The organism is Rhodococcus sp. NPDC060176 (assembly GCF_042728675.1).
Taxonomy (GTDB): domain Bacteria; phylum Actinomycetota; class Actinomycetes; order Mycobacteriales; family Mycobacteriaceae; genus Rhodococcus_F.
In genome coordinates this window covers 33,169-45,584 of the sequence record NZ_JBHWYS010000015.1, presented here as the reverse complement: position 1 = coordinate 45,584, position 12,416 = coordinate 33,169, and the positions used below count along the sequence as shown (strand labels likewise).

General features: G+C 61.1%; 10 protein-coding genes. 5 read left to right on the top strand and 5 right to left on the bottom strand.

From position 1 onward, the window contains the following. Positions 1–13: 13 nt before the first annotated feature. The 4 genes from leuS (at position 14) to ACFWEM_RS33095 (ending at position 6,367) form a co-directional block, all read left to right on the top strand. The gene (leuS, locus tag ACFWEM_RS33110; protein ID WP_378539871.1) at positions 14–2,860 is read left to right on the top strand and encodes a leucine--tRNA ligase; all 2,847 of its coding nucleotides are present in this window, start codon (positions 14–16) and stop codon (positions 2,858–2,860) included. Between the two features lie 145 nt (positions 2,861–3,005). Next, complete coding sequence (locus tag ACFWEM_RS33105) at positions 3,006–3,386, top strand: hypothetical protein (protein ID WP_378539870.1); 381 nt, start codon at positions 3,006–3,008, stop codon at positions 3,384–3,386. A 619-nt stretch (positions 3,387–4,005) separates the two neighbouring features. Then, on the top strand, positions 4,006–4,575 hold the full coding sequence (locus ACFWEM_RS33100) for a hypothetical protein (protein ID WP_378539869.1): 570 nt from the start codon (positions 4,006–4,008) through the stop codon (positions 4,573–4,575). A gap of 286 nt (positions 4,576–4,861) precedes the next feature. Then, positions 4,862–6,367, top strand: coding sequence for an MFS transporter (locus ACFWEM_RS33095; RefSeq protein WP_378539868.1), 1,506 nt, complete (start codon positions 4,862–4,864; stop codon positions 6,365–6,367). Between the two features lie 67 nt (positions 6,368–6,434). Here ACFWEM_RS33095 and ACFWEM_RS33090 read toward each other — a convergent pair whose 3' ends face one another. The 5 genes from ACFWEM_RS33090 to ACFWEM_RS33070 are packed head-to-tail and all read right to left on the bottom strand — an operon-like array spanning position 6,435 to position 11,404. After that, complete coding sequence (locus ACFWEM_RS33090) at positions 6,435–6,953, bottom strand: hypothetical protein (protein ID WP_378539867.1); 519 nt, start codon at positions 6,951–6,953, stop codon at positions 6,435–6,437. A gap of 19 nt (positions 6,954–6,972) precedes the next feature. Further along, a complete protein-coding gene (locus ACFWEM_RS33085) occupies positions 6,973–8,436 on the bottom strand; it encodes an aldehyde dehydrogenase family protein (protein ID WP_378539866.1) in 1,464 nt (487 codons plus the stop codon). A gap of 31 nt (positions 8,437–8,467) precedes the next feature. Then, the gene (locus tag ACFWEM_RS33080) at positions 8,468–9,844 is read right to left on the bottom strand and encodes a glutamine synthetase family protein (protein WP_378539865.1); all 1,377 of its coding nucleotides are present in this window, start codon (positions 9,842–9,844) and stop codon (positions 8,468–8,470) included. After that, positions 9,841–10,614 (bottom strand): SDR family NAD(P)-dependent oxidoreductase, encoded by a 774-nt coding sequence (locus ACFWEM_RS33075; RefSeq protein ID WP_378539864.1) that lies wholly within the window; start codon positions 10,612–10,614, stop codon positions 9,841–9,843. The genes ACFWEM_RS33080 and ACFWEM_RS33075 overlap by 4 nt, the downstream gene beginning before the upstream one ends. Next, a complete protein-coding gene (locus ACFWEM_RS33070; protein ID WP_378539863.1) occupies positions 10,598–11,404 on the bottom strand; it encodes a gamma-glutamyl-gamma-aminobutyrate hydrolase family protein in 807 nt (268 codons plus the stop codon). Before ACFWEM_RS33070 ends, ACFWEM_RS33075 begins: the two co-directional genes overlap by 17 nt. Before the next feature lie 215 nt (positions 11,405–11,619). On the opposite strand from ACFWEM_RS33070, the gene ACFWEM_RS33065 reads away from it, so the two are divergent. Beyond that, on the top strand, positions 11,620–12,342 hold the full coding sequence (locus tag ACFWEM_RS33065; RefSeq protein WP_133728195.1) for a FadR/GntR family transcriptional regulator: 723 nt from the start codon (positions 11,620–11,622) through the stop codon (positions 12,340–12,342). Positions 12,343–12,416: the final 74 nt, after the last annotated feature.

The window sequence follows — 12,416 nt, the reverse complement described above, 5'->3', positions numbered from 1 at the left end:
GATAGCGACCACAGTGACCGAGTCTCCGCAGTCCCCCGATTCACCAGCCGACGCAACTCCGCAGCACCGCTACACCGCGGAGCTCGCCGGCCAGATCGAGCAGCACTGGCAGGACCGCTGGAGTGAGGACGGCACGTTCAACGCGCCCAATCCGGTCGGTCCGCTCTCCTCGCCCGACGGTGTTCCCGCCGACAAGCTCTTCGTTCAGGACATGTTCCCGTACCCCTCGGGTTCGGGCCTGCACGTCGGTCACCCGCTCGGATACATCGCTACGGACGTCTTCGCGCGCTTCCATCGCATGCAGGGCCGCAATGTTCTGCACACCCTCGGCTACGACGCCTTCGGGCTCCCGGCCGAGCAGTACGCGGTGCAGACGGGTACCCACCCGCGGACCACCACCGAGTCCAACATCGCCAACATGAAGCGCCAGCTGCGACGCCTGGGTCTGGGCCACGACGAGCGTCGTAGCCTCGCGACGACGGATGTCGACTTCTACCACTGGACGCAGTGGATCTTCCTGCAGATCCATGGCGCTTGGTACGACAAGGAAGCCGGCAAGGCGCGTCGTATCTCCGAGTTGGAAGCCGAGTTCGATTCCGGTGAGCGCGCTCTGGAAGACGGACGCGAGTGGGCTTCGTTGGACGTGGCCGCGAAGGCCAAGGTTCTGGACTCGTACCGCCTTGTCTACCAGTCGGATTCGATGGTCAACTGGTGCCCCGGTTTGGGCACCGTGCTGGCCAACGAGGAAGTCACCGCCGACGGTCGTAGTGACCGCGGAAACTTCCCCGTGTTCCGTAAGCACCTCCAGCAGTGGATGATGCGCATCACCGCGTACTCCGATCGCCTGGTCGACGATCTCGAGTACCTGGATTGGCCGGACAAGGTCAAGGCCATGCAGCGTAACTGGATCGGACGCTCCTACGGTGCCGAAGTTACCTTTGCCGCAGGCGAGTACGGCGTCGATGTGTTCACTACCCGTCCGGACACGCTGTTCGGCGCCACCTACGTGACGCTGGCTCCTGAGCACGACTTGGTGGACAAGCTCGTCGCGGACGAGTGGCCCGAAGGTGTCGACGCACGCTGGACTGGCGGTGCCACGACTCCGGCGGAAGCTGTTGCTGCATACCGTAAGTCGATTGCCGCCAAGACCGACCTGGAGCGCCAGGAAAACAAGGAGAAGACGGGCGTCTTCCTCGGTTCCTACGCGGTCAATCCGGTTAACGGACACAAGGTTCCGATCTTCATCGCCGACTACGTTCTGACGGGCTACGGCACCGGCGCGATCATGGCAGTTCCGGGACACGATCACCGTGACTGGGAGTTCGCGAACGCATTCGGTCTGGATATTCTCGAAGTTATTGCCGGTGGGGATGTTTCGGAGGCTGCGTATTCCGGTGACGGTCCGCTGGTGAACTCCGACTACCTCGACGGTCTGGACGTGGCCGAGGCCAAGGCGACCGTCATCAGCCGCCTCGAGGAGAGCGGCCAGGGCAAGGGCACCATCCAGTACAAGCTGCGCGACTGGCTCTTCGCGCGTCAGCGTTACTGGGGCGAGCCTTTCCCGATCGTCTACGACGCGGACGGCAACGCACACGCTCTGCCGGATTCGGCTCTGCCCGTGGTGCTTCCGGAGGTCGAGGACTACGCACCCGTGTCCTTCGATCCGGACGACGCCAACTCCGAGCCCTCTCCCCCGCTGAACAAGGCGACCGAGTGGGTCAACGTCGAGCTCGATCTCGGCGACGGACTGCAGACCTACCACCGCGACACCAACGTCATGCCGCAGTGGGCAGGTAGCTCGTGGTACCAGCTGCGCTACATCGACCCCACCAACCAGGACGCCTTCTGCGACCCGCAGAACGAGGCGTACTGGACGGGCCCGCGTCCGGAACTGCACGGCCCCAACGATCCCGGTGGAGTCGACCTGTACGTCGGCGGCGTCGAGCATGCGGTGCTTCACCTGCTGTACTCGCGCTTCTGGCACAAGGTTCTGTTCGACCTGGGCTACGTGTCCTCGAGCGAGCCGTACCGTCGCCTGTACAACCAGGGCTACATCCAGGCATTCGCGTACACCGACGCCCGCGGCGTCTACGTGCCCGCAGAAGAGGTCGTCGAGCGTGACGGCAAGTTCTTCTACGAGGGCGCCGAGGTCAACCGCGAGTACGGCAAGATGGGCAAGAGCCTGAAGAATGCCGTTGCGCCGGACGAGATCTGCGCCGAGTTCGGTGCAGACACTCTGCGTGTGTACGAGATGTCGATGGGTCCGCTGGACACCTCGCGTCCGTGGGCGACCAAGGACGTCGTCGGTGCTGCTCGATTCCTGCAGCGAGTGTGGCGCGTCGTCATCGACGAGGAGACCGGCAAGCCCCGTGTCACCGACGAAGCACCCGGTGAAGAGACTCTGCGAGCGCTCAACAAGGCGATTTCCGGTGTCATCGAGGATTACACGGCCCTGCGCGACAACACGGCGGCTGCGAAGCTGATCGAGTACAACAACCACCTCACCAAGGCGTTCCCAGGTGGCGCGCCGCGTGCTGCTGTCGAACCGTTGGTGCTGATGCTCGCTCCCCTGGCGCCGCATCTCGCGGAAGAGCTGTGGTCGCGTCTGGGTCACACGGAATCCCTTGCACACGGACCCTTCCCGGCAGTCGAGGAGAAGTGGCTCGTCGAAGACACCGTCGAGTACCCGATCCAGGTCAACGGCAAGGTCCGCAGCCGCATCAGCGTCCCGGCGGATGCCGATCGCAAGGCTGTCGAGGAGATCGCGCTGGCGGACGAGAAGATCGTCGCTCTGCTCGAGGGCAAAGCGCCGCGCAAGGTGATCGTTGTGCCGGGCAAGATGGTGAACATAGTTCTGTAGGGCCTTCGGCCCCTGTGCGCCGTTTTGGTAGTTACCGCTACCGAAACGGCGCACAGGTGTATCTGGGGGACGATCCCCGATTGATTGCGAGATATATTGTCCAGCAGAGAAGTTACATTCAGTTGGTAACAGAAGTGGATCAAGTGTGCTCAATGCTGCGAGGGTCTTTTGCATCGATGGCCAGAACGCCCTCCCATTCGGCCAGTCCACGCTCAAGCGACACAATCTGGTGGAGTCCGATTTAGAGCGCTGGGTAGTCGCCAACCCCGACGTTCTCGGTACAGGCGTGCAGATAGTGGCGACTCAATATGACAAGTGGGCATTACCGTCGGGCGATCGCGAAAAGTCCCGCCTCGATGTGTTGGCCCTTGACCCATCTGGCCAACTGATCGTCGTAAAAGTTAAAGCGCGGCTCCGACAGCAAGATACATCTGCAGGCACTGACGTACGCCGCAATGGTTGCATCATTCACCATGGATACGCTGGCCGAAGCGCATGCGGACTGGTGCAATCAGCAGAAACTTGACGATATGCCGACGATTACCAGCGCTGAATCATTCAGCAATACGGGCTCATCGACCCTGGCGAACTTCTCACTCTTGAGTTAGGCACATCAGTCAATTCTGCCGTTCGTGCGGATGTCGAACGATGGATTTCGGAAGACAAGAACCGTGGGCGTGCCGAATGGGTTGGCGGTACAACCAAAGTGCCGCGTTGGTGCGCAGAACCGGACAGTACATCGTGGTCTCTTACGGGCCTTGGAAAGCACATCATCGAACAGGCAACGCAATCGAAGCCACACGTCCTGTCGGGGCCGGGCGTATGGCTGCGAGGCGGCCGGACTCTTTACGACATTGCAAGCAACTTCCAGGAAATGGATGAGGACAGCTGAGTTCAAGAATGTGATCGGCGCGGTTCGCGTGGAGCATCCTGTACGTTGAGCTGATATCTTGAGTCGCGTGCAGGGGTTCGACAGCATTGTTGGGGGCGAAGATGTTTGAGGTCTGTACCAATGCTGTTCGGTCACGTGCGCAGAACCTCAATTCCATTCTTTTGTAGATCGATCAGATCGGTATCCCGGCTTCCGGCGACCTCCCTATATCGAATACTGAATCGCAATGATCGATGTCACCGGAAGGATCTCGATGCCTACGCGTTGTGCGGCTGCGATATTCGGGGTGCTGATTGCACTGGCAGGATGCGCGAAGGAAGCTGACGTAGAAGGTGCAGCCATGGTTCAGGGCGTATCAGTGAACAGAAATTTGACCGAATCTCTTGCGCGTCAATCTGTTATCCAACATTTGACCGATACATTGGCTCAGACTCCGAGCGACGCTGCGTTGTCCCGTCAGCATCCGCAAGCTCCCAGCGGATTGTTTGGCAATGGAACTGTTCTGCCTTGCATCGACGACGACACAGTCGAAAACCGGCCGCTGAACGTCATCGTCAAGTACTGGGTGGTCGGTATTCCACCGGGTAAGTCCGCTGAATACTTCGACACCATCGTCCGGGTGTGGCAGGACTTCGGATGGAAGCAGTTGTCGGCCGAAGGTGGGCTGAAATCGGCGACCGCGCGCACATCCGACGGCTATGCGTTCGATCTCTCTGCGAATACCAATGGCGACCTGATTGTCAGTGCGTCGTCTCCGTGTTTCCCAGCCGGTGCGCGCGGCGGCGAGCCCTTCCCTCTCGGCATCGCCAACCCGAACCGGTGAACGGTAGGAAATTCGCCCCACGTTCAAGTTCGAACCGAAAATCGTTGCCGTTGCTCATAATCCAAGGGCGGTTTCGAGTTCGTGACGCCAATCAGTCGTTGTCCTGATTGTCCCGCTCCGCGGAACATTCTGTAGCGCGTGGTCGACGCGAGGGCTGTGATGCAGGTAACACGTTACCGAGGTCGGTAGCTGTCGTTCCATCGCACTTCCCGGCAAGGCCTCCGTCGACGGTGTTCGACAGGGGGTCAATCGAATTCGTAGGTGTTCCCGAAAGGATCTTCCAGCCATGGCGTCTCATGCCCACAGCGACGGTTCGTCTCCCAGTCTGCCCGAATCGACGTCGATACCGGAGCGGTGGACTCCGCGACTGGTGTTCTCCCTGGCGTCGATTGTTCTACTTCTCGAGATGCTCGCAGTGAGCTACATGATGATCTCCACTGCTCTCCCTGCCATCTCGGTGCACTATCAAACGACGCAGGGAGCCTGGCTGCTCACCTCGTTCCTGCTGCTGGGCGCGGTCGCGTCTCCTCTGCTCGGCAAGCTCGCCGACATGTACGGCAAACGAAAAGTCCTGCTCTTTGCTGTCGCCGGCGCAGCGGTCGGATCCTTCATTTCGGCGATAGCGCCGAGCTACGCGATCCTGATTCTGGGCCGGTCGCTGACGGGTCTGCTCGTTCCCTGCCTGTTCCTGAGTTACTCCCTCATTCGAGATGTTTTTCCGCCGAAAACTGTTGCCTTGGCCGTCAGTATCGCGACTTCCGGTATGGGTTTGATTGCGATCCCGGCGCCGTTCCTGACCGGTTGGCTGATCGATAATCACGGTTTCCGGAGCATCTTCTGGTTCTTCGTCATCGGGCTGGTTCTCCTCGGCGGCATGATCTTCGCTTCGACGGCGGAATCAACTGTGCGACTGCGCTCTTCGCTGGACCTGGTCGGTGCGGTGCTGCTCGGATCGGGCATCGCCGGAATTCTGATCGGCGTAAGCTTCGGACCGACGTGGGGCTGGAAGAACGGCTCGACACTGGCCTACTTGATCGGCGGCGTCGCACTGTTGGTGGCTTGGGTTGCCTCTGCCCGAGCCATCCGCGAGCCCTTGATCGACCTGCGCTACTTCGGCAAGCGTTCGGTGATGCTCACCGCCGTCGGTGCCGGTTTCTGCTACGGCGCATCGGGAGTCTTCACGATTTTGCTGCCGATGATGGTGATGGCCCCCGCAGTTCTCGGCCTGGGATACGGATTCGGCGTCACGGCAGAGGGATTCGCGATCTTCCAGGCGCCGCTTGGCGGCATGGTGGTGGTCGGTGGGTTGATTGTGGGCTTCCTCGTGGGACGCAACATCCGACCGCGTCTGCTGATGATCACCGGAATGATCCTCATGGCAGTCGGATTCACCTTGACGGCCACCATTCACGACAACAAGCCGCTGCTCATCATCTTTGCCGGAATCTTCGGTGTCGGTATGGGTATGGGCTACGCCTCCATCCCGAACCTGCTCATCGAAGCAGTGCCGCCGCAGTTGCAGGCAACCACGGCGAGCATGGTTGCGGTCTTCCAGAGCATCTTCCCCGCAGTGCTTCCCGTCATCGCTTTCACCGTCTTGAACTCGCACATCGCGATGGCGATGGAGGGCGCGGTGTTCTACACCGACGAGGGCATGCGCATCGCGTTCCTGATCGGTGCTGCTGCAGCAGTTCTCGGTGCAATCGCGGCCGTATTCCTGCCGCGAAACATCGTCCAGATCGGCGCAGAAGACGGCGCGGCGCAGGAGACGTCCCTCCTACCCGCTCACTGACCACTCGGTGATGTGCGGCTACTGGCCAATGCAGGTAGCCGCACATCCCCATGGTCGCACTTTGATGTCATGCAAGATGAATCTTCTGCAGCGAGATCTCACCCCGCAGTGGACGCTCTGCAACTTGCTCCAGATCAGAGACGAATGTATCCGCGTTCGATCGGGTGGTGGTGAGTTGAACCGACAGAACGTTGTTCGCCTGACTGCACACCGTAGCGCCGTGCCGGTAGGCGACCAGCGCGACCGGATCGACACGTTGAAAGGTCGCGGTGACGTGTAGGCCGACCTGTGGGGTCACTGGAACGAAGGGGCCGTGATCCGTCTTGATGCGAACTATCCCGATGATCTTGTTGAGACGTTTGATCAACATGGCGTCGGAAATCGTTGACGGACAACGGTACGCAATCGACATTCCGGTGACTCCCGGCGATGTCACGGACACCCACGTCGACAGGCTGACGACATCGACACCGAGCTTCCACCCCAGCGACGAAATGCGAGCGAGAACTGCCGCGGTGTCGTGGCATTCGACCACCATGGTGCCCACCCGAGTCGTATCGGTGCCCACCCGAGTCGCTTCACCCATTCCCTCGACCTCCTTCGGCCTATAGAGGCAGACCGGGGGCATCGACCCCGACAATTCTCGAACCCCGGAAGAAGTCGAGAAGCTCTTTGTCGCCGTGTGCGCCGATACCGCTTCCACCCCAGAAACTCTGGGTCGAGTGGTCGTCGAGGTCCAGGAGACCGGTGCTGTTGATCTTGTTCTCACCGCATTCGATCCGGTTCGCAAGTTCACGAGCGGCGTCGACGTCGGCACCGAAGACGTATCCGGCCAGGCCGGTGTCGAGAGCGTTCGCCTCGAGCAGCGCCTGCTCGTCGGTTGATGCGCGGTGCACGGTCAGGATCGGCCCGAAGGTTTCCGATTTGGTGTGCTCCGACGAGATCCCGTGCACCACCGTCGGCGGGAAGAACCATCCGGGAAGGTCCGGGGCGGGGGTGCTCGAGACCGCCGTGCCACCCACGCCGCGGAGGAAGTCGACAGTCGTCCGCATTCGTTGCAGTTGAGGCTCGTTCGCCTGCGGTCCCATCCTGCTGTTGTCGTCACCGGTTCGGCCGAGTGCGATTTCGGCCGTGCGGTCGAGTAGTGCGTCGACAAGACGGTCGTGAAGGTGCGGGGGCACGAAGACGCTTCCCGGACTTTCGCACCATTGTCCGTTGAGTTTGGTGAATCCGTCGACGAGTGCGGTAGCAGTCAGATCGATGTCGGCGTCGGCGCGGACGATCACGGGGTTGTTGCTGCCGAGCTCGAGTTGAAGAGCCTTGAAATCGCTTGACGCGGCAACCGCGATCGAGCTGCCGGCTGCTCGACCTCCGGTGAATGCCAGAGCTCGGATACGTCGATCGGAGGCCAGTAGATGCCCGACGTCCCCGCCTCCGTGAACGAGTTGAAACAGAGCTTTCGGCGCGTCGAGTTCGGCGATGGCACGCGAGATCGCCTCTGCAAGCACATTGGGTCCTGACGGAGCCCAGTTGGAGGGCTTGGCTATGACAGGAGCGCCTGCGGCCAATGCGAATGCGGTCTTCTTGGCCGTGATGAAGCTCGGTGCATTCCACGGTGCGACAACGGCGGTCGGCCCCCAGGCCAGCCGGTGTAGTTGTGCGCCCGACGTCAATTGCTCGAACCCCGAGGAGTCTTCCAGATGCTTTGCAGCAGTGCGGAACAGATCGGGGAGGCCGCCCGCGAACAGCGTGCTGATCGATTGTGGGAGACCGTTGTTCTTTGAGTCCTCACGAGCGATCGCCGCTGTTCGTTCCTCGACAAGTTCGGCAGTTCTCTCGAGTAAGAGCACTCGGTCGGCTACCGATCGACGGGTCCAGACACCCGATCGATGGAGTTCTGTCGCGGCGGTGATTGCCCTCTCCACCTGTTCGGCGGAAGACGAGAGTTGGGCTTGCAGTTTCTCTCCGGTGTCGGGATCGGTGAGAAATTCGCCGAGTTCGATCGCCGGTGGTTCGACGTTTCCGTCGATCGTGTTGTTCTGGGGCACGAGTGAGCATGAAGTGGTCATGGCTGTCTTTCGTGACGAAATCGTTTGTGGGTCAGATGTTGTCGAGATAGCGTTCGCGTTCCCAGTCGGTGACCGCGGACATGAACGAATCCCATTCGTCCTTGGCGACTGCCGTGTAATGCGACACGACGTCGGTGCCGAACGCCGCGAGCGCGAACTCACTGGCTTCGAGCGCACGCGCCGCCTCGTCGAGTGTGCTGGGCAGCGATTGCTGCTTCACCTTCTCGAGTGTGTCTGTGTCGCTGTACCCGTCGCGTCGTACCGGTGCGCCGGGATCGAGCTTTCGTGTCAGACCGTCGTTCATCGACGCCAACACGGCGGCGAGTGCGAGATACGGATTTGCGTCTGCCCCAGGCAGTCTCATTTCGAGGCGGTTGGCGGAAGGCGCCCCGGTGATGAGTCGGCAGGTGGTGGTCCTGTTGTCGAAACCCCAAGTCAAGCCGTTCCCCGAGAAGTCGTGGCTGGCTCGGGTCCGGCGCATCGAGTTGACGGTCGGTGTGTAGAACAGCATGAGTTCCGGACAGTGTTCGAGGACTCCGCCGACGGCGTGCAGCAGTTCGGCGCTCGCGGTGTTTTCTGCACTTTCGTCGTGGAACGGGAAGGTGTCGTCGCTACGCATGGACGCGTGAATATGACACGACGAGCCCATGCCGTCGGTGCTCGGGCGTGCCATGAAGGTCGCAGTGAGCCCTTCTGCCGCAGCGACGTCGTGAACCACCTGCTTGAAGAGCACGTGGCGGTCGGCCATCTCGAGGGCGGTTCCGTATTCGAGGTTGATCTCCCACTGGCCCAGACCGTATTCGACCTGAGAGACCTCGACAGGAATCGCGCTCTCCTCCAGGGCGGTTCGTATCTTGCGGAAGAAGGGTTCCATCGCATTGCCGGCAGTGATGGTGTAGTCCGAGGGCACCAAGGTGGTGGGTTCGAGATCCCGGTAACCACTGCGCCTCAACGCGTCGGGGGTACCCCGATAGAGGTGGAACTCGAGTTCTGTTGCCGCGTAGACGGTATGACCGTCGGATTCGAGCTTGTCGATCTGTTTGCGCAGGATCGTGCGCGGTGCGATCGGGACCAGCTCACCGGTGTGTTCGTCGACCGAGTCGGCGATGACGATGGCGGTGGACTCGAGCCACGACGCCCGTCGTAGTGTTCCCAGGTCAGGTCGCAGGCGGAAGTCGTGCCAGCCGGTGTGTCCGCCGGCGTAATCGACAACCAGTTTGTCCATACGCTGGTTGGCATCCCAGGCATACACACAGGTGCACACGTGCAGGCCTTCGTCGATGTTGCCGAGAAAAATTCGTGTCGGGACACGTTTGCCGATCAAACGTCCGTAGAGGTCGATACCGGCGATGAGGACGGTGTCGATGTCGGACGCGGCGAGCTCGGCCGTGGTGAGCCGGCCTTTCATCGGGCGAGCCATCCACCGTCGACGGGCAGCTGGACTCCGCTGATGTAGGAGGCGTCGTCCGACAGCAGGAAGGAGACTGCAGCACCCATGTCCTCGGGGCGCCCGACGCGCGGCACCAGGAGTCTGGACTTCATGAAGTCGAGAACTTCGCCGGAGGAGACGTCGATGCCAGGCAGGAAGGCGGTGGGGACCGGCCCGGGGGCGATCGCGTTGACTCGTACGTTGTACCGCGAGAGTTCGACGGCCAGAGCCTTCGTCAACATCTTCACTCCACCCTTCGACGCGTTGTAGTGGACCTGGGCGAAGCCCTGGGAGGACACGACTACGTCCGCTTCCACCGTCGACAAGTTCACCACAGCGCCGCTGTTGCCGTCGCGGAAGTACGGGGTGGCGATCTGCGTGACGATGAACATGCCCTTGAGGTTGACGTCGAGGACGAGGTCCCACTCTTCGTCGGTGAGGTTCTCGAGAGAACTCATCGTGATCAGACCGGCGTTGTTGACGAGGTAGTCGAAGCGTCCCCATTCGGCGACGGTTGCTTCGAAAGCGGCACTCACGGCGGCGCGGTCACGCACGTCGGCCTCGAGAGCGAGTGCGGGTGTGCCGAACTGTGATTCGATCAGTGCGACGGTCTCTTTCGCACTTTCGATGTGAAGGTCCACGACCGCGACGCGGGCACCGTCGGAGGCGAGGCGCAATGCGATGCCGCGACCGATTCCGGAACCTGCACCGGTGATGAGGGCGACCTTGTTCTCATGCGTACGTGACATTGTTGTCTTCCATTCTGTAAGGATCGGTCTGGCGTGAAGGATCGGTCTGACGAGAGGTTGCAGCGTGGACGAGCCATGAGAAGAGCGGGTCGATGTCGACGAAGAACTCGGGGTGCCACTGCACACCCACCACGGGGCGATCGTCGGCCTGAAGGGCTTCGGCGACGCCATCGAGCGCGCGCCCGACGATCCGTAGCCCGTTTCCCGGGGTATCCACTGCTTGGTGGTGAAGGCTGTTGACGTGAATGCTGTTGCCGAACAGACTGTATGGGATGGAGCCTGATTCCAGGGTGACCTGTTGCGGTCGGTAGGAACGTGGATAACCGAAGAAGCTGTGCGCCTCACCGGCATCCGTGGGAAGGTCGGCAATCAGTGTGCCGCCGCGCGCGACGTTGACGACTTGATGTCCTCGGCACACTCCCAGGATGGGCAGTCCGATTTCCCAAGCCGCATCGACCAGGGCGAACTCGAATTCGTCTCGAGCCGGGTCGATCGGCGAGGAGTTGGGCCCGGGGGTGCGGCCGTATCGCCGGGGGTCCACGTCGGATCCGCCGCTGAGGACGAGGGCGTCTAGATGCTCGACGATTCGGCGCGGATCACTGTGAATGCTCAGCAGGATCGGTTGACCACCGGCAGCGCGGATTTTCGAGGGAAAATCGGTGAAGAACATTTCCATCAACGCGTCGCCGACGACGTTGGGTAGTGACGGCCCGCCGCGGTCGACGCGGCCGGTGACTCCGATCAGGGGCATGGCGGGGAGTGTCTCCGCCGTCATCGTGAATTGGGTCATAGGAGCGAGCATAGAACCATTGAATGGCTTTTCGGTAGGGTTTGGCTTGTAAAGTTGGGGTAACGGGTTCGAAGTGCTGCGCGCTGCTGTATTTATTGCTGCTGTATCTATTCAAGGACAGTTGCGAATGGCGCGTTCGATTTCGTAGGCCGCGACGAAGCGTACGAGGACGAAGTGTAAGAGTCGGTCCAGGCACCGAGTAGGGGGTACGAGACGTGCAGATCGACAAGCTGCCGGCCATCGAATTCATGGTCAGCGCACCGACGTTGGGGGAGGATATCGCTCGGCGGTTGCGACTGCTCATTCACAGCGGGGCGCTCAGTCCCGGTGATCGCCTCCCGTCCGAACGCGAACTGTCTCAGCAGCTCGAAGTCGGTCGAGTCAGTGTGCGAGAAGCCATCCGAATCCTCCAGGCGATGGGGTATATCGAGGTGCGACGAGGCGCAACGGGCGGATCGTTCGTTTCGGAGTTGACCAGGCCTTATGAAGACTGGGTTGGCCAGTTGAAAGCGCGAGAAGCGGATATCGACGAGATCGTCGACCTACGTATCGGGCTGGAAATGCGCACGGCAAGCCTCGCGGCGGTCCGGCGAACCGATGGTCATCTTCTCGAGTTGCTCGAATCCATTGAGCAATTGGGGGTTTCCGGAAGTCGGGGGTCGTTCCGGGCTTGCGACGCCAGGTTCCACGGCGGTATCGCCAGGGCGGCGGGAAACAGCAGGCTGGAGGCAGCTGTGGTCGAGGCTCGCGGCGAAATGTTCGTCCCCGTCGATCATCTCGTGTTCGAAGATCAGGTCGAGGCTTCGAGGGTGGAGCACAAGGAGATCTTCGATGCGATCAAACGAGGCGACAGCGCTCGTGCGGCCGAGGCGATGGAACGCCACATTCTGCACGCAAAAGACGAGCTCAAGCGGCTGGCGCTGCAGGAAGAAGGCTGACGAAAGCGCGAAGAACGGACGGTTCGTCCCGTTCGTCGCAAGTAAAAGTTTTGTGCATTGGGTCCCGAACAGAC

Excerpts from the sequence above, each read along its gene's own strand:
- ACFWEM_RS33100 (WP_378539869.1), top strand. The coding sequence starts at position 4,006 with ATGCCTACGCGTTGTGCGGCTGCGATATTCGGGGTGCTGATTGCACTG.
- ACFWEM_RS33095 (WP_378539868.1), top strand. The coding sequence starts at position 4,862 with ATGGCGTCTCATGCCCACAGCGACGGTTCGTCTCCCAGTCTGCCCGAA.
- ACFWEM_RS33090 (WP_378539867.1), bottom strand. The coding sequence starts at position 6,953 with ATGGGTGAAGCGACTCGGGTGGGCACCGATACGACTCGGGTGGGCACC.
- ACFWEM_RS33085 (WP_378539866.1), bottom strand. The coding sequence starts at position 8,436 with ATGACCACTTCATGCTCACTCGTGCCCCAGAACAACACGATCGACGGA.
- ACFWEM_RS33080 (WP_378539865.1), bottom strand. The coding sequence starts at position 9,844 with ATGAAAGGCCGGCTCACCACGGCCGAGCTCGCCGCGTCCGACATCGAC.
- ACFWEM_RS33075 (WP_378539864.1), bottom strand. The coding sequence starts at position 10,614 with ATGTCACGTACGCATGAGAACAAGGTCGCCCTCATCACCGGTGCAGGT.
- ACFWEM_RS33070 (WP_378539863.1), bottom strand. The coding sequence starts at position 11,404 with ATGACCCAATTCACGATGACGGCGGAGACACTCCCCGCCATGCCCCTG.